This is a genomic window from Prevotella vespertina (assembly GCF_009728485.1).
Taxonomy (GTDB): domain Bacteria; phylum Bacteroidota; class Bacteroidia; order Bacteroidales; family Bacteroidaceae; genus Prevotella; species Prevotella vespertina.
The window spans coordinates 144,315-162,278 of the sequence record NZ_VVIQ01000001.1 but is presented as its reverse complement, the minus strand read 5'-3'; the positions used below and the strand labels follow the sequence as shown (position 1 = coordinate 162,278).

At 42.2% G+C, this 17,964-nt stretch carries 12 protein-coding genes; 3 read left to right on the top strand and 9 right to left on the bottom strand.

What is annotated here, in order from left to right; genetic code table 11:
• The first annotated feature begins 469 nt into the window (after window positions 1-469).
• On the top strand, window positions 470-2,566 hold the full coding sequence (gene recG, locus F0475_RS00575) for an ATP-dependent DNA helicase RecG (RefSeq protein WP_155714941.1): 2,097 nt from the start codon (window positions 470-472) through the stop codon (window positions 2,564-2,566).
• A 271-nt stretch (window positions 2,567-2,837) separates the two neighbouring features.
• Window positions 2,838-3,842, top strand: coding sequence for a peptidoglycan DD-metalloendopeptidase family protein (locus tag F0475_RS00570; protein WP_009435490.1), 1,005 nt, complete (start codon window positions 2,838-2,840; stop codon window positions 3,840-3,842).
• Between the two features lie 244 nt (window positions 3,843-4,086).
• Here F0475_RS00570 and F0475_RS00565 read toward each other — a convergent pair whose 3' ends face one another.
• The 6 genes from F0475_RS00565 to F0475_RS00540 all read right to left on the bottom strand — a co-directional run bounded on the left by F0475_RS00565 (window position 4,087) and on the right by F0475_RS00540 (window position 11,836).
• Window positions 4,087-4,521, bottom strand: coding sequence for a hypothetical protein (locus F0475_RS00565; protein WP_155714940.1), 435 nt, complete (start codon window positions 4,519-4,521; stop codon window positions 4,087-4,089).
• 107 nt (window positions 4,522-4,628) lie between these two features.
• Window positions 4,629-5,408 (bottom strand): glycosyltransferase family 2 protein, encoded by a 780-nt coding sequence (locus tag F0475_RS00560; RefSeq protein WP_155714939.1) that lies wholly within the window; start codon window positions 5,406-5,408, stop codon window positions 4,629-4,631.
• On the bottom strand, window positions 5,405-6,679 hold the full coding sequence (locus F0475_RS00555; protein WP_155714938.1) for a glycosyltransferase family 4 protein: 1,275 nt from the start codon (window positions 6,677-6,679) through the stop codon (window positions 5,405-5,407). Before F0475_RS00555 ends, F0475_RS00560 begins: the two co-directional genes overlap by 4 nt.
• Before the next feature lie 374 nt (window positions 6,680-7,053).
• Window positions 7,054-8,679 (bottom strand): hypothetical protein, encoded by a 1,626-nt coding sequence (locus tag F0475_RS00550; protein WP_155714937.1) that lies wholly within the window; start codon window positions 8,677-8,679, stop codon window positions 7,054-7,056.
• A 57-nt stretch (window positions 8,680-8,736) separates the two neighbouring features.
• On the bottom strand, window positions 8,737-10,221 hold the full coding sequence (locus F0475_RS00545; protein ID WP_155714936.1) for a hypothetical protein: 1,485 nt from the start codon (window positions 10,219-10,221) through the stop codon (window positions 8,737-8,739).
• Between the two features lie 109 nt (window positions 10,222-10,330).
• A complete protein-coding gene (locus tag F0475_RS00540; protein ID WP_155714935.1) occupies window positions 10,331-11,836 on the bottom strand; it encodes a hypothetical protein in 1,506 nt (501 codons plus the stop codon).
• A 345-nt stretch (window positions 11,837-12,181) separates the two neighbouring features.
• On the opposite strand from F0475_RS00540, the gene F0475_RS11695 reads away from it, so the two are divergent.
• On the top strand, window positions 12,182-12,340 hold the full coding sequence (locus F0475_RS11695) for a hypothetical protein (protein WP_199879760.1): 159 nt from the start codon (window positions 12,182-12,184) through the stop codon (window positions 12,338-12,340).
• A 223-nt stretch (window positions 12,341-12,563) separates the two neighbouring features.
• Here F0475_RS11695 and ispF read toward each other — a convergent pair whose 3' ends face one another.
• The 3 genes from ispF to porU form a co-directional block, all read right to left on the bottom strand.
• The gene (gene ispF / locus F0475_RS00535; RefSeq protein ID WP_155714934.1) at window positions 12,564-13,067 is read right to left on the bottom strand and encodes a 2-C-methyl-D-erythritol 2,4-cyclodiphosphate synthase; all 504 of its coding nucleotides are present in this window, start codon (window positions 13,065-13,067) and stop codon (window positions 12,564-12,566) included.
• A 35-nt stretch (window positions 13,068-13,102) separates the two neighbouring features.
• Window positions 13,103-14,272, bottom strand: coding sequence for a type IX secretion system outer membrane channel protein PorV (gene porV, locus F0475_RS00530; protein ID WP_036895578.1), 1,170 nt, complete (start codon window positions 14,270-14,272; stop codon window positions 13,103-13,105).
• A gap of 99 nt (window positions 14,273-14,371) precedes the next feature.
• Complete coding sequence (gene porU / locus F0475_RS00525; RefSeq protein WP_155714933.1) at window positions 14,372-17,956, bottom strand: type IX secretion system sortase PorU; 3,585 nt, start codon at window positions 17,954-17,956, stop codon at window positions 14,372-14,374.
• Window positions 17,957-17,964: the final 8 nt, after the last annotated feature.

The following is a 17,964-nucleotide window of genomic DNA, read 5'->3' as shown; positions in this document are numbered from 1 at the left end:
GTTCTGCAGGAAACAATACTATCTACTCCCCTCTCCATTGGGAGATGGGGCAGGGGTGAGCCTTTTTTAACAAAGAAGACACGGATGACACGAAGCCTAAAGGCGACACAGAGTTCCTTACGGAACAATAGAACCCACAGAAGCTTACGCCCACGTGTAATTCAAAATACAAGATTCATAATTATAAGTTATAATCAGAACAATTTGAGAAGAGCGTTCCCTTGCATTGAAGAAAGCCTCTCCTTGCATCGAAGAAACGCCCTCTTTAAATCAAAGAAAGGCTCTTGTTAAATGGACATAACGATTCAAACTGATTTCCGTTAGGCACTCCTCCCCTTGGGGGAGGCTGGGTGGGGTTCCAAAAGAGAGCCTCTCTTGTTAGCTTCCGTTAGGCTACATCCCCTCCTTTGGAGGGGCTTGGGGAGGCTTTAAGTAGCTGTGTTGAGGTTCTCAAAAGTTGTTGTAACGCATGGATATACTATCACAAGACATCATGTATCTACCAGGTGTAGGTCCGAAAAGGAAAGAGATTCTAAGCAAAGAGCTTGGCATCTGGAGTTATCGTGACCTCTTGGAGTATTTCCCCTACAAGTATGTTGACCGCACAAAGATATACCTTCTCTCTGAGTTGTCGGCTGATATGCCCTTCGTACAAGTGAAGTGTAAGATACTAAGCTACGAGGAGTTTGAAGTCGGGAAGCGTCGGAAACGAATCGTGGCGCACGCTACGGATGGTCATGGGATATGCGATATTGTATGGTTCAATGGTACTAAGTATATTTATCAAAACTATCAATTAGATAAGGAATACATCATCTTTGGGAAGCCAACCTACTATAACGGACGCTTTCAATTCAGCCATCCTGATATCGACGATGCCAGTCAGTTGCAGCTCAATGACATGGGTATGCAACCTTTCTATATAACGACTGAGAAGATGAAAAAGGCTGGTATCACCTCTAGAGCAATGGAGAAACTAACGAAAACACTGCTTAGTAAGCTCACAACTCCGCTTGACGAGACCCTTCCCTCATTCATTACTACTCCCTTACACCTCATCTCTCGTGATGCAGCCATGCGTAAGATTCATTATCCAAAGTCGGTAGATGATACGCAGCGAGCACGTGTACGCCTTAAATTTGAGGAACTCTTCTATGTTCAACTCAATATTCTTCGCTATGCAAGTGACCATCGTCGCAAGTATCGGGGGTATATCTTCAATCGTATTGGAGCACAATTTAACTGGTTCTACACGCATAATTTACCCTTTGAACTTACTGGTGCACAGAAGAGAGTGATGCATGAAATACGTGCAGATATGATGTCTGGCAAACAAATGAACCGTCTCTTGCAAGGCGATGTAGGTTCGGGTAAGACGCTCGTAGCCCTTATGTCTATGCTCATAGCCATCGATAACGGCTATCAAGCATGTATGATGGCACCGACGGAGATACTTGCAGAACAACACCTACAGACTATCAAGGAGTTTCTCAAGGGTATGAACTTACGCATAGAACTGCTGACTGGTATTGTGAAAGGCAAGAAACGCAAAGAAGTACTTGCTGGGCTTTTGGATGGAAGTGTACATATTGTTGTCGGAACGCATGCTATCATAGAAGATAAGGTGCAATTCCAAAACCTCGGGATGGCTGTTGTTGATGAGCAGCATCGCTTTGGTGTGGAGCAAAGAGCAAAGTTATGGAGTAAGAGTGACAATCCTCCTCACATCCTCGTAATGACAGCTACTCCTATTCCACGTACCCTTGCCATGACGATATATGGTGACTTAGACGTGAGTATCATCGATGAGTTGCCTCCAGGACGCAAGCCCATACAGACGATACACAAGTATGATGACCAGATGACGAGCCTCTATCAGGGTATAAGACAGCAGATAAAGCTTGGCAGACAGGTGTATATTGTCTATCCACTCATCAAAGAGAGTGAGCGAATAGACCTCAAGAACCTCGAGGACGGATACGCTGCTATGTGTGAGATATTCCCTGACTTCAAGTTAAGTAAGATTCATGGTAAGATGAAGGACAAGGAGAAAGAGGCAGAAATGCAGATGTTTGTCAGTGGAGAAACGCAAATCCTTGTTGCTACAACAGTGATAGAAGTGGGTGTGAACGTACCGAATGCAAGTGTAATGATTATTCTTGATGCACAGCGTTTTGGGCTTTCTCAGCTCCATCAGTTGCGTGGACGTGTCGGAAGAGGTGCCGAACAGAGTTATTGTATACTTGTTACTAATCGCAAACTCACAAAGGAAACGAGTAAGCGAATTGACATTATGTGTGATACGAATGATGGTTTCGAGATCGCAGAAGCCGATTTGAAGCTAAGAGGTCCAGGTGATTTAGAAGGTACACAGCAAAGTGGTATAGCCTTCGACTTAAAGATTGCCGATATAGCACGTGATGGTCAGCTTGTTCAAATGGCACGTGAAGAGGCACAAAAGATAATTGATAGTGACCCAACCTGCCAAAAGAATGAATATAAATTACTATGGGATAGACTTAAAGCGTTAAGAAAGACTAACATAAACTGGGCTGCGATCTCTTAAAATTAATTTGTCGAAAGCTCTCACAATATGCACTTCTAAACGGCTTGACATATATCATCTACGAATCAAGAGATATAAAAGTCGTTTGTTAAACAGCCTATAAAAACTGTTAACCTGTTGTCTTTTTGTCATTTTTTCCTTATCTTTGCGAAGTCTTTTGATACTTAGTTCGATTCTTTGTTATAAGTTTTCAACATGTCAAGAGATAGGAACTTAACAATTTGTTCCGGCCTTTTTAGGCTTCATAGTACAGAAATAAAATAACTTGATTATGATGTTTAAAAGAATTGTTAGGACTTTCGCACTTACATCTCTATTCGCCCTAACAGCCCACACAGCTAACGCACAAGACTTGCTTGCACGTCAGGCACCAATTGATAGACGAGCTAAAGCACTTGATACAATGGTTATTAGTCGCTTACGTGAATCTGAGGAAGTTGAAGAACCAGCATCTGAACTCTACAACGATTGGAATAACAATTATGCACATAGGGGTGGTAACCTCCCTGATGTATACAAGATTGACCTCCGCGGATTCCATATGCCAACTCCTAGTCGCGTCATTACGAGTAACTTCGGACGCCGTTGGGGACGTCGCCACTTAGGTATGGACATTAAAGTCTACATCGGTGATACCATCCGCGCAGCCTTCTCTGGAAAGGTTCGTGTTGTTAAGTACGATGCAAATGGTTATGGAAAATATGTTGTAATACGCCATAACAATGGTCTTGAAACTATCTACGGACACTTATCAAAACAGCTTGTTTCAATTAACCAGACAGTTCGTGCTGGTCAGCCGATTGCTTTAGGTGGTAATACTGGTCGTTCTACAGGTTCTCACTTGCATTTTGAAACACGTCTTGCTGGCGTTGCTTTGAACCCAGCTTTATTCTTCGACTTTGCTCATCAGGATGTTACTGGCGACTACTATGTGTTCCATAAGAGTACACTAGCACAAGAGTCAGAACAAGCAACAGCTGCTCGTGGTACTTCTTCAAGCCTTGGTTATTCTCGTGAAAACATTCAAGGCACACGTGGACAGAGTTCTTCTACTCGTCAAGAGAAGGCTTACAATACTGATTTCTCTAATCACACACCACGCACAGAAGCTACAAGTAGTACTGGTCAGATTATCTATCACTCAGTAAAAGAAGGTGAGACTATTGAGTCTATTGCTGAGTTGTATGGTGTAACGATTGATAAGTTATGTCGCTTGAATCGTCTAGGTCGATACACGAAGGTGGACAAAGGATGGATTCTCAAGATTAGTAAGTAAACGAATTAATTGATAATACAAAAACACCTCGTTAGATATTTTATTCTAACGAGGTGTTTTTTATTAGGATAGCTTTTGTAATTTGCTGTCATTCCTGTCATTATTTTCGTGTGCACAACATACTGATTACAGAATAATATTATAAGTGCTAAAAGTGACAGCAGCTAATATTAAAACTAAATTAGGGCTTTATGTAACCCAAAGTGGATGTGATTTTTATTGAAAGGAATAGCACGGAAAGTACTTACCGATTGTCAGTACTATCTTTCTTGAATGAGTCGGATATGCCTTTACCGAGCTTCTTAAAGAACTTCTTACCACCTTCTCCTATCTTGCGGGTTACCTCGCCCATAGTCTTCACTTCGCGTTTTACAACACGACCTATGCCACGTGACATTGTCCGCAAACCATCTTTTACCTCTGTCTCGCCAGAGTCTCTTCGTTCAACTCTATCGGTTTCTACCTTCTTGCTGCTAGTAGGCTTTATTGCAGAAGATGGTTGAGGCGCAGGCGTAAGATGCTTTGTTGGAGTTGCGGTGTGTGCTCTTGCCTCTGCTTTCTGGCGTGCTTTAACCAAATGTGGAGATGCGCCTGCAATTCCACTATACTCTGTTTGTGCTGTTGCTGATAGACTTATCAGCGACAAAACAACTATAAGTTTTGTTTTCATTCGTTCCATAGTCTTTCGTTTTATAACTTACTAATTAAACGATAAATGAGCATTGTAAATTATAGTCCTTAACAAACAATAGTACGCTTTAAAGGCCTTTAAAAGGAGGAGAAAAGCTATTTAAATACTTTACGGACAGCAAACCACGCGTGGAGCAAGATTGTAGTAAGAAGTCCGTAATGGCGGTTCATCACATCAAAACGCTCTTTGAGAGAGTCCTTATGATGGATGGTTGTTTGTCCCTCTTCCATGTAGTTGGCAACGACAGCATGTATGTTACGTAGAAGAAGGTGTCGCCGTTCCCCCTCTTTCATAACTCTTATACACCAGTCAACATCTGCTGAATAACGGAAAGATATGTCATAAGGAAGAGAGCGAGCAATATCTATACGTGCATAAAAGGCTTGATGGCATACCACCATACCCTGACGGAAAGAACGCCAAGTAAGTCTTTCTGGGGGACTGAGTCGACGGTGATACAAGAAATTACCCTTGTCATCAATTATATCTGTATTTCCAAAGAGGACAGCAGGATGCTCTTCACCATCTCCCACGACAGCTGCTAACATTACCTTATTTAATGTCTCTGCATCAGGAAAGCGGTCACCTGCATTCATAAAGACAATATAGTCTCCTGTTGCTAGTTGTAACCCTTTATTCATTGCATCATAGAGCCCCTTGTCAGGCTCGCTTTGGATTTTTACAATATGCCCATTCTCTGCATTATCAGATTGTTCTTGATAAGCCTTAGCAATACTTATTGTCTCATCAGTTGACGCTCCATCAATAATAAGATGTTCCACATGAGGATAGTTCTGCATCAATACACTGTCTAGAGTAGGACGTAAGACAGCAGCTGCGTTATAGGTTATTGTGACAACAGAAAACGTAATCATAATCGATAATTCTTAAAGGCCATTGCCTCATTATATATATTAATGTATTGCAAAGCGACGCTACGTTGAGAATAACTACGCTGTACCTTTGTTATTGCTGATGAGGAGAGGTCTTGGTAATCGGCTTCTTCTAGAATCCAATGAAGTCCTTGTGCGAGGTCTGTAGCATCACGATACTTTGCAACATAACCATTTACCTTGTGGTCAATCTCTTCTGGAATACCACCCACCTTAAAGCCTACACTGGGTACACCACACGCCATTGCTTCCATAATGGTGTTAGGTAGATTCTCTGAGAGAGAAGGTAAAACGAAAACATCAGAAGCATTATAGACATCTACAATACGCTGAGTGTCGTTGATATATCCCAACTCATAGACTTCAAAGTCGAATTCCTCTCTTAGGTTCTCTGCATGACCACCTAGTATGGCTATAGCTGTTTTATTGACTATCTCTGGATAATCCTTTGCTAACTTATGGCAGGCTTCAATGAGATAAGAGATTCCTTTGTTTACATTTGTTACGCGTTGTGATGCAAAAAGAATAATTTTCTTGTCTAAAGGAAGTCCTGCATTTATGCGAGCCTGTTTCCTATCTGTGGGATGAAAAACATGTGTATCAATGGGATTGGGGATAGAGAAAACTTGTTGTCCAGCAAGAATAGCACTCTTGCTTGCCTCCTTTTCGAGCCATTTGCTACACGTTACAAACATGATATTGCGCCCTTCAAGCATCTTCTTCTTACGCTGAAGCACCTTATTAGATAAGTCGTTTGTAGAACCACCATTGGGTAGAAGGCGGCAATTACCGCAATAAGACTGATAACGCAGACAGTTTAGTGTGATATGACAGATACCTGTTGCAGGCCAAATATCATGCATTGTCCAAACAATAGGCTTTCCACTATCAAGGATCTTGCGGATTCCTTTCAGCGAAAGCATTCCTTGATTGATCCAAGAAAGATGTATAATATCAGCCTCCTTAAACTCTGGTAACTTTGTGATATCAACTCCAGAATTAGCAATATCTATCTCAAATAGGTGCTTACGACTGAAGTGTAGATGCCAAAATATGGTCCATCGTTCCCAAAGAAAGTGTAATTGATTGCGTAAAGTATGTGATAAACCAACAACAGTAATATCATCCGTCAGTTTATCACGTACTAACATCTTTGCTTTTACGCCATTGTTATTCAGAGCGTCCTTAAGTCGGTTGGCAGCTAAAGCAGCACCACCTGTCTTCTCACTGGTATTTACTATCAGAACTTTCATTCGCTTATTTCCTTTTCAGCAAAGTTACAAGAAAAGGCATAAACACACAAGGAAAGTAACAAAATATTAGTTGTTTACGGACACAGAAGGTTGATTTGCGTCAAGAAAGGGGCATTATCTTGATAAAACATAAGTAAAATGTTGCAAGGAAGTGAGAATCATCCTACCTTTGCATTGTCAAAAGGTTAATAGATTGTTTAGGTTAGTAGTAATAGATTTAGGTTTTTAGTTATTTTATTTTAGGTAAAACGTTTAACGATTGATCAGTGATAGCAAAGGTAGTCGTGAGATTCCCTTTCACATAAAAAGATTTTTGGTTAAACATACTGATAACGCCGATGCTCGTTGAGAGTATCGGCGTTTACTTTTATGGATTACATCACTCGGTCTATTACAAAGTCCTTATAATATAGATTTCTCCGCACATCACCCTTTATCTGCAGTAGTTTTCCTTTCGTATCAAAGCGATATTCGTAAGAATCGATCCTAGTCTTCATATCCTGTATGGCTGGGTCTGATTCATCCACAAAATCACCATCTTTCACTTCGGGGTCGCCTTTAAGCGATACGACAAACCCTTGCTTATCCTTTGATATGTTATAAGTTCCATAGTCACCAAGTAGGTCGAAGTACTCTCTGCCAGTGGTCTCACCTTCATCAAAGTGCATCTCTAGTCCAATCATTGCCGTTAACTCGGGCATATATTGTATAAATGATCCATCTTTTATGAAGTTATCCAGGTGATATAAGATATTCTCACCTTCAGTTGTCCTCATCGTCTCATCAGTTACTCTAGAGAACTTTCTATTCCTTTTCCAGTCCTCTTGACACCATCGTTTGAGGTTCTTATACCACTGATTGAACATCTTCTGATCCTTCACCTCAACGTTGGTCTCTCCCGTCAGATTATTTGCTTCGATGATAAAATGCTGCTTGAGCATCTGTTGCAACGTCTTAGCTTCAAGTTTATTTAGTTCCTTGTCGTATGCACCTGTTTGCCAATCAGGCAGCTTTACATCTAGCCCCTCTACTATGCATTCTAGGCGACAAAGATCATTATTAACCACCAGCGGGACAAGTTTAAAGGTATGTGTTCCCGTTATCCATTTCATTTCACAATCCACTTTTATACGATAAGTGAGCGTATCCCCCACAGTATATTGCGATGGAAGTAAGGGCTTATAAGTGGGTTCTTTCACAACTGATGCCTGCATACGCTTCATAAATAGTTGCCCCTCTGCCACATTCTTTATCTCTTGAAAAAATGAGACTCTTCTGTTGACTGGCACATTCTTTTTATCAATTGGCCATTGTAACTTATTATCAATCGCCATGTACACATCATCCTTCTGCGGATTATTATAGAGCTTGACTAATCGTTTTGCATCCTGACGAGTGAGCCTTAGTGTGCCAGTAACGCTCCCATCAGAGATTTCATCTTTACGCACAGCAGTGAATGAAGCCGTAGTCATGGCATAAGGCGACTGCTTATCTAAGGCACAAAGGATTAGCCAATCATCCATCAGTTCGTTTATACCAAAGCCAAAGATGTAACGTGAAGTGTCATAGAGTTGCTTCTCACGTGCCAGATTCAGCAACCTCATCACAATTTTCTCATCCTGTGGATTCACCTGTACATACGAATTCATGTGAAAAGCAACATCTTCTCCATTATCAGCTGCATCTGCCGCCTCTGCTGCAACATACCCATCTGTATCGGGTAAGGTCCCGAAACGCTTCTTGAAAGCCGCTGTTGAGTCAGCTTCCGCTGCATTTTGATTCCCATAAATCTCGTCATTAAAGCGTCCGAAATACTTCACTAATGGGCGTGTCGTAATATGCTTCTGATAGGGTAGGAGCTTATCACTAATCGACTTCAGTAGTTCGTGTGGGTCATGTACTACTGGATAAAATGATATTTGCACGGGCTTCAATGCTTGCGCCATGGACATTTGCAGACAGCTAATAAGCATTAATAAGAGGAGGCTTATACGTTTCATAAAGTCTATATGTTTGATAATTTACATTCTAATTCGTTGTTCATTCATTCCATCCGATTAGTTCGTGCGCTCTATGAGATAGCCATAAGCTTCAACATCTGACATTCCTTTGTCCTTCTCTGTTGCTTCCTGTTTGACAATCCATTGATATTCTAACCGCTGTATGAGTCCTTGCTTATCTATATGGTAGATATATCTTTCCTCCGTATCACTGTCCTTATCCTTTGTCTGGAGCGTGATAACAAGTCCCTCGTTAGCCTGTGCGATTGTATAATCGACTAAGTTCTTCGCACAAGGGAAGTAACACGTACCTTGTGTCTGCCCCTCAGAGAAGAAATAATCCATTACCGTCATCACCTCTAATTCGGGTAACCGACGTGCCATATTATCACCCGTAAAGTCTGCACTCACCTCCTTCAATAGTTCCTCAGCCATCTGCTTGGCTGCTCCTTGCATTTCCTCTTTGCTCGCACCAAACATAGCTGCATTCTCTATCAGATATTCCTCTATCTCTTTAAGGAACGTCTTGGAGTTAATCAATGTCGATACAGCAGTGTGTGTTGTCAGGTCAGTCTCTATCATAATGTGACTCTTGCGTAACCTGTCACAAGTATAATCTATTATCTTCTGAAATACTTCTTCATATTCACGCATCTCCTTTTCATTTGCAGCGTGGAGTGTATCTTCAATACATTCTATGCGTGTCATCTTGTCGTTTACAAGTCTTGGTATGAAACGGAATACATGGGATTCCTTCTGCTTACCTTCCTCTTTCCGAGCTGTGAAGCGATAGGTCAAGGTATCACCTATCACGTATTGCGGACGATAAAGTGGTTTGAGTGGAGCCTCCTTTACAGCCGTTGACTTCAGGCGTCGCACAATCTCTTCTGCTTTAACCGCACCCATCTCATTCGGAATTTCTATCTCTGTAGTGGAAACCCCACTATCAACAAACATCGTGGCGAGGAACTTTCCATCCAGCAGAACCACAATATTATTGTCTACTTCTTGATAAGTCAACTTCGTAAACGCTACTGCGGCATCACGTGTAAGACTTAGTTGGAATACGGGATAGCCATCAGAGCTCTTGCCGCAACGCGCATTCGTAATTGACAATGTTGGGATAGCCACAGGACTTTTTAAGTCTATGACGTGTAAGTCGTACAAATCCTTATCCAAAGGTGACCTCGATAACAAGAGTTGATAATGTGAAGTGTCATACAATCCTTTCTCTTTGGCAAGATTTAAAAGACTCTGTACCATACTTCTATTCTGTTCAGAAACATAGAACAAGGCATCATCAGTAGGGGAAGAAGGGCTCGCTTCGTCAATCTCTGTGCTGATAAAGTCCAATAAGTCGATAAGCGACTTCGATGTAATATGCTTCTGATAAGGCAATAACTTCTTGTTGATTGGTCGAATAAGGCTTGCCACATTCTGAGAGGCAGGGTAGACTGACAGCGTTGCAGGCTTATCACTCTGTGCAATAGCGCATTGAAAGACTGCAACAATCGATAATAATGATAAGAAGAAACGTTTCATAAATTGTTCTGAAGTAGTTATGTGCGACAAAAATAAGGATAATTCGTTTTATAAGGTTTATCATTTGGTTATTTGTTCTAAAGTCATACGCTGCTATCACCACAGCCGACTATCTTATGCGTTCTATAAGATAGCTCGAAGGAACACGGAAGGTTGGGCTCACGGCATTACGAGGTACCTTCGCATTAGCAATCGCCTCATACCTCAATTGTCGTATCAGTCCACGCTGGTCGATAGAATAGGTGTACTTCCCTGCCCCACCATTCTTATCTGCCTTGACAGTAAGCGTAATCACTAGTCCATCATCCATCTTCGTGATCGTATATTCTGCTATTTTATCCTCCAAATAAAGGTAACATGTGCCTTGTGTCTGCTGATTAGAAAAGCGATTATCGATCTGTGTCATCACGTTCAATTCCGGTAGTATGCTTTCTATATACCCTTGTTCAAAGAACCCATCCCAGGCTTCTGCCAGCCTTTCAGCCACCTGCTTCAAGTCATTATGCCCAGACAATCCCATCACTTTGACCACTGCACTATGCGTTGTAAGATAGGTCTCCAATGCATGGGATAACGCTGGTAAATCCTTCAGCATAGGCACAACAAAGTGAGACGACTGATCTGTCTCAATCATAAAATGGTTCTTGCGTAACTCATAAACGAAATAATTAGCCATATCCTTATATTCCTTGTTTCCCTTAAAGAACTCGTCAATGGTAAGAGCAATAGAATCTACCACACATTCCATCCGTGTTATACTATCGTTCACAAGTCTTGGGATGAGTTGAAAGGTGTGCGAACGCTGTGCAGTACCCTTACTCTGTGGGAAAGAAACACGATAAGTCAGCGTATCACCCAATACGTATTGCGGACGATAAAGGGGCGTATAAGCAGAATCACTCACCACAGCAGCCTTCAGATGCGGCAATAGTTTCTGACCTTCCTCTTCTCTAAACCCCAATGATAGCTCCAGCGTCTTAGTAGAGATAACACTTCGAACACAAGGAGATGTGAGGAGCTTACCATCCACTAAAAAGAGTATCAGATTATTTATTTCGTGATAGGTAAGGTTTGTGAAAGCATCCGCAGCACCATGTGTAAGACTTATTTTAAATACAGAATCACCATAAGAGCCCTTGCTGAAACGTACATCTGTAAACGAAAGCGATGGAATTATGTAGGGATTCTTTAGGTCTATAACATATAAGGCAGACGGCTCTAATGCGGATTCTCCACTAGAGAATAAGAAGCGATAGCGGGTGGTATCATATAAATGTTTCTCCCTTGCAAGATCTAAAAGACTCTGCACCTTAGACTGATTAGTCCCTGCCACATAAAAGTAAGTGTAATTAACAAGATATGAGTCTTTATCCTCTTCTGTTGTACGCCCCTTATCACCAGTATACGTATGGGGAACACGACTCATAAACTTAATAAGCGACTTAGAAGTAATATGCTTCTGATAAGGCAATAGCTTCTCGCTAATCCTATTGATAAGCCCCGTTGCATCCTTGACTGCCGGATAAACGGAAATTGTTGCAGGCTTATCACTCTGCGCAATAGCGCATTGTAGGACAGCAACAAGCAATAATAATGATAAGAAGAGACGTTTCATAAATTGTTCTGAAGTAGTTATGTGCGACAAAAATAAGGATAATTCTTGAAACGGCAAAGGGGATAAAGCATTAGATTCACATTTGATGTCAAGTATTCTCTAACGTCAGTAATGGTAAGTTCTGTATAAAGCCACGATCGCTTGAACCCCGTTTGCGCTCTTTGTCTCATAGGTTCCCACATTCTTTCTCACCCGTTCCGCATTCCTTTCTCACGTGTTCCCCATTCTTTTCTCATGCGTCTTGCGTCTTTGTGTTCCGTATCTTTTTTTAGTTTCACCATGGTGAAACGAGTGTCTCATTATGATGAAACCAGTGTCTCTTCATGATGAAACTTGTGTCTCATCATGATGAAACTAACTTTATATGCGTGTGTAAATGATGCGCAACACGTGAGAAAGGAATGGGGAACAGGTGAGAGAGAAATACGCAACGCGTTAGAAAGAATGCTGAAACTAGTGAGCAACGATTCGCAAACAGGTCAAACGTTGATGTTCTGCCGTTGAAACAGACGCTCTTTGATAGGATTAGATTGTTTCTTGTAATATAAGCTGATTTTATTATCACCCTTTGGTAAGTCTATTGGAAAGCTAGACAGAAATCGAGAATCCATGTAGGAGAGCCTGACTCTTAGACTTTATAGCGCTGGAATATCCGTATAATAAAAAACGGCTGATAGCAGTATGAAGAACCGCTATCAGCCGTATTTTATTTAGTCTTTATTAGCCTTTACACCTTTACTATTAGGCATACAGCATAAGCCGCCATACCCTCTTCTCGTCCAACGAAGCCCATTCGCTCTGACGTGGTGGCTTTGATGGATACGGCGTCGATGTCGCAATCTATGATATTGGCTAGACATTCGCACATTGCTGGTATGTGAGGGTTTATCTTCGGACGCTCAGCGCATACGGTTGCATCGATGTTGCCCACACGATAACCCTTTGTGGCAAGTAGTTCGATGGTCTTACGTAAGATTACTTTCGAGTCCATATCCAATGTTTCGTTGGCAGTATCTGGGAAATGATAACCAATATCACGCATATTAGCAGCACCGAGTAGTGCATCACAAATGGCGTGAATGAGGACATCCGCATCGCTATGTCCGAGCAATCCAAGGCTGTGTTCTATCTTAATACCACCGAGATAGAGGTCACGCCCTTCAACGAGTTTATGGACATCGTAACCCATTCCAATGCGGAAAGATGGGATTGATTGAGTAATATTTGTCATATCTATTAGATGATAGCCCCGCGGGGGAGGCTTGCCTATTTCCTCTTAAACAAGTCCTTTATACCATCCATATCAAATGATAGGGAGAATCGGAGCGTTTGGTCGAGTGGGTTGTTCTTAGCCGTTGCAATGACATAGCCCGCATCTAGTGCGAATACATTCATCTTGAATCCAGCACCTACGGTGAAGTACTTGCGGTTTCCCTTATTCTCACTCTCGTTGTGATAACCTGCACGAAGTGAGAACTTATCATTGTAGGTATATTCAGCTCCCACACTCCATTGCACCTCCTGCATCTCTTCAGAGAATCCATTGGGCGCGTCGCCGAAGCTCTTGAAGATACCCGAGATAGACGATACATCATAGTAATCCTTCTGCAAGCGGTTGTCATAATCTACTTGCGATTCGCCCGTATTACGCTTGGGGTAAGTTGGAACTAGCAACTTGTTTGCATCAGCAGCTATGGTGAACTTATTGAACTCATCAACTGGAATCATCAATGCGGCACCTAAGCGGAGATTGGTAGGTATGAACTCAGAGCGATTATCGCCACCGAACGTTATCTTAGAACCAATGTTCGAGATATTCAAGCCTAGTCCTAACTGGCACTCACGCTCACCAATGTTGATGTAATTCTGGTAATAGCAAGAGAGGTCGGCTGCGAAGGCGGAACCGGGAGATGTATCTTCCTTATAGTCATACGTGAGGTCGGAATAAATCCAACGCACAGCGGCTCCGAGTGAGAAGTGCTCACTTAACATCAAAGAATAAGCTACGTCTAATGACATCTCGTATGGGTTGATTGTCATATTAGAGCCGTCATTCGTCTGCACCTCACCCAAAGAGAAATAACGAAGGGAGGATGATACAGCACTATAATCACCTATGCGATAATATCCGGCTACGTAAGCGAGGTCGATGTCACTCACCAATTGGCGAAGCCACGGGGTGTAGTTCAAAGAGACACCTGCACGAGAAATATTAAAAGGATACTTCGCAGGGTTCCAATACTGGGAATTAACATCAGGGTCAGTGGCTGCTCCTACATCACCCATACCTGCTGCGCGTGCATCAGGAGCAATGGTTTGTGAGGTAACGGAGGTAGTAACTGGGTTGAACATATCCTTCTTTGTGCCCTGTGCAAATGCGGCAGAAGAGGTCATAACGACCATGGTTAAGAAGGATAAACGAAGCTTTTTATTCATCTTATTTACTTGAGTTGCTTATGGAATATTGCTATATAAAGAATCCATGATGCAGCTAGTTTGCCAGCTTACATCATGGATTAAAACGTCTTACTTATGTTACTTATTGTCTAGGACAATGAGTTTCTTAGCCTTTGACACCTTTGTTGCACCATCACAACTGAGGCGAACTCGATAGAGATAGACGCCTGTTTGCAATCGTGTTCCATTATCTACTATCAGGTTCCAGTTGGTTGAGATGGCATTACCTGATGATACGCCTGACTCCACGTGATGCCAGAGTAGGCGTCCACCCATGTCGAATACTTCTATCTCTACATCCACATTCGAACCCATGTAGTTATGCGATACGATGAATGTTGTCTCGTTGTAAGCAGGATTCTTCGATGCACTGACGCTATAGATATCGGGGGCAAGCCCTTTGACCACATTGAAGTGGAGCGTTACTGTTGACGCATTGTTTTGGATGTCCCATGCTCGGAACTGCAGGGTGTGCGGTCCTTCTGATAGTTCGGGTAGACTATATCCCGTTGTGCCCGAGGTATAGCTGCCGAAATCATAACGGAAGTTATCATTGAGGAGGTAGGTTTGTGTCAATTTACCATCTATACACAACTGCATATCATGACCAATCCCATTGCCTGACGCATTGATACCATCCTTGTCGGTTATCTGTGCAACAAAGTATGGTGTGCTATTCACCTTGCCTCCGTCGACAAAAGAAGGAGAATTGAGGTAAGCGTAGATAGATGGTCCGATAGAGTCATTATAGACTACTTCTGACCCATCAATATTGAATCTATCTTCATATCCTTGCGCCATGAGAGAATGGTCTTCGTTGATAGCAGAGAAGTTCATCAAGCCCGTACCTGATGTATAATTGATGTCACGTGGTACTGCGAAAGTGAGTGTAAACTCGCCATTGCGCACACTATCCGTACCATTGTAAAGCGTCTTCAGTCGGTCGTAATAGGTGAGGGCTACGTCGGCAGACTGGTCTTGTTTCTTGCAGGTTACGAGTTCTTTGGTATCTCTTACGACCGCAGTGATGAGCCCATTGAAGTCCGTTTGCTTATTACCACCCTTTGTAATAGAGCCTTTCACCTTCACGATTGAGCCACCTTTAATTAGGATAGTATTACCGGCATTCACAGCTTGACCATTGATTGACTCTACGTTCACTTGCAGCTTTGGGAGGTTGAGGGCTAAAGCTGGATCACCTAAGAGGGCATATTGCAGTTTGTTTGGTGTAAGGTCTCTACTAGAGTTGATTAACTCGCACTTTGCGAGTCGTTGCGCCTCACCAAGTGTGGTTGGCTTTCCGTTTGTAAGACTCAGCACATGCTTTAGGAAGGCAGTATTGATAGCCTTGTTATAATAAGTATATACTGTATGAGTCGTTCCCCAGAATGCTACCGAGCCACCTTTGCTATTCAGTATAGCCGCTTCACCGATAGTTGGAATCACACCATCATACGGCATAATATCACAACTGGCGGTAATCCATAACGGAAGATTTGTATTGGAGAAGTTCTTGAAGTCAACAAGACGGAGTACTGCTTCATGTGAAATCTGATCTTCTTTACCATGCCCTGCATAATCCATTATCAATGCTCCTTGTGCTTGCTGTTGCTTGATAAGCGCACTAGCTTCTGGGTAGGTATTACCCGTAGCAGTAGAGATTCGAGGGTAAGCATCCCACATTACCTTCTTTATTTGATAAGCAGGGTAGGCGAATGATACCGATTCAGCAGTTTCATTCACATCGCGCATGTGGATATTATTATTGCCATCATCCCCCATGAACATAAGTACATTTTCCCAGCTTCCTCCATTCTTGTTTAATGCGTAATTAATGGTCTTGTCAACAAGCGTCTTCGCATCAATAGCATTGGTAACAGGGAATCGTCCAACGCCAAGATCCTCCTTATCTCGACGTAAAAGGTCAGTTCCTTCACCATCATCCATCAGAGTGAACCATCCGTCATTAACATAACAGTCGGTCTCACTAAATGAGTTCTCACTCTCGTAAGCAAGTAGGTAATCATCTGGATTCAATAAACGACAAGAATTAGTATTCATGCGATTATCCCATACACAATCACCAAAGAGCAAGAGTGACTGGGGCATGGTCTGTGCATTTGTCGCACGATCATACAACATCTTCATGTAACGTCGGTAAGCCATTGCATCAGGTGTTCCACTAGAGAACTCGTTGTATAGTTCGTCAGCAGGGACAACTCGTACAGAGATATTATCATGTGTTCTGTGGAAATCAGCTAGGCGCTCAGCTTGTTGTAAGAGCTTCTGACTTGTTGGGATGATAATCACCATATTGACAGGCTCATCGGCATGATGATCCTGATTGGTGATATTATATACATACTCTGGAGTTGGGAACGATGTACTCAATGAAGGTGCTGGGGCAGGCGTTGGATAGGTCATTGTGAGATAATCGAGCCTTGTAGGACCACCTGAGATCGTCGTGAGCCGGATGCTATCTACACTTTGGAGGTTTGATACAGCATAATCTCTGATAACCTCATAACCTTTATCAAAGGAGTCACCAGGTGCAATATGTATCTCACCGAGTTCTCTTCCGTTGGCTTCCACCTTAATGGTTGATGTGTAGTCACCTGTTGTCACAGCAACAGTCAAGATACCTGTGCTGGCTTTTGCCTTATTCTTTAAAGTGAAGACCTTGCCCTCATTTAATTTTAATGGAGTCTCTTCAAAGAGATTACGACCACCATTAAACCAACTGAAGTTATCTACCTCGTGCAATGAATGGTAGTCATTTGCTGATGGATAAAAGCTATTTAAGAAGGTTGTACTATCTGATATGGATGCTGGATTGCCTGCGTTATCTTCTGTAAGGAAGTAATATCCGTAATCAGAATAGGGATTGCGAGTGCGTCGAGTGGCTGAATTGCTATCCCAATTAACAGAACCTTTAGCATAGAATAGCCTCTTACCATGGCTTGTATAGGTTGGAACCTCTTTCAAATCATCATGCGATATGATATAATTAGCTGTCAGTTCTTCATCTTGGAGATGCCCACCATAGCCATAGATTTTCACCTTATCTAAATTGGTAAAGCCAGCTCGTCGAATCAAGTCATTACTTAATTGATACACACCATCAGCTGGGACACGTATCTTTGCCCACTTGCCAGTAGACAAGACGGAATGGTTAGCATAACGATTGGATACCTCTGAAGTCGTAAGCCCACCAGGTCTAGTACTCATCATAGATTTCATTCCTCTCTTAGCATTCAACGACTTCGGACGTGAAGTGAGTGCTATCATAAAGCTAACAAGGAACTGTTTCTTGCCATCACGCTCAACAATCGGTATCAAAGAGAATTCTAGCACACCCTTTTTACGCTCGACCGTCATCTGTTGATGTATCTCTGGCAATGTTGGAGGTACTTGTTTTGTGAGAGAATTATAATGTTGTATGTCCTCAGGGCTCATGTTTATGAACTCAGGGTAGCGTATCTCTAGCTCATAGATAGAGTCTGCATAATTCTCTCCAACGGGAATAGCGTAATGGAAATGAGGTAAGAGTGAGTCAATCGTAACATCTTCAACTGTTAGATTGAAGAATCGTTTCTGTTGTGCACTCATCGTTATACAGCTCAACAGAAGTATGAGGGAAAGAAGATTTATTCGTTTCGTCATTGACTTAA

Bases quoted from the DNA above. Each gene is read 5' to 3' on its own strand.
- recG (WP_155714941.1), top strand. From the start codon at position 470: ATGGATATACTATCACAAGACATCATGTATCTACCAGGTGTAGGTCCG.
- F0475_RS00570 (WP_009435490.1), top strand. From the start codon at position 2,838: ATGATGTTTAAAAGAATTGTTAGGACTTTCGCACTTACATCTCTATTC.
- F0475_RS00565 (WP_155714940.1), bottom strand. From the start codon at position 4,521: ATGGAACGAATGAAAACAAAACTTATAGTTGTTTTGTCGCTGATAAGT.
- F0475_RS00560 (WP_155714939.1), bottom strand. From the start codon at position 5,408: ATGATTACGTTTTCTGTTGTCACAATAACCTATAACGCAGCTGCTGTC.
- F0475_RS00555 (WP_155714938.1), bottom strand. From the start codon at position 6,679: ATGAAAGTTCTGATAGTAAATACCAGTGAGAAGACAGGTGGTGCTGCT.
- F0475_RS00550 (WP_155714937.1), bottom strand. From the start codon at position 8,679: ATGAAACGTATAAGCCTCCTCTTATTAATGCTTATTAGCTGTCTGCAA.
- F0475_RS00545 (WP_155714936.1), bottom strand. From the start codon at position 10,221: ATGAAACGTTTCTTCTTATCATTATTATCGATTGTTGCAGTCTTTCAA.
- F0475_RS00540 (WP_155714935.1), bottom strand. From the start codon at position 11,836: ATGAAACGTCTCTTCTTATCATTATTATTGCTTGTTGCTGTCCTACAA.
- F0475_RS11695 (WP_199879760.1), top strand. From the start codon at position 12,182: ATGATGAAACTAACTTTATATGCGTGTGTAAATGATGCGCAACACGTG.
- ispF (WP_155714934.1), bottom strand. From the start codon at position 13,067: ATGACAAATATTACTCAATCAATCCCATCTTTCCGCATTGGAATGGGT.
- porV (WP_036895578.1), bottom strand. From the start codon at position 14,272: ATGAATAAAAAGCTTCGTTTATCCTTCTTAACCATGGTCGTTATGACC.
- porU (WP_155714933.1), bottom strand. From the start codon at position 17,956: ATGACGAAACGAATAAATCTTCTTTCCCTCATACTTCTGTTGAGCTGT.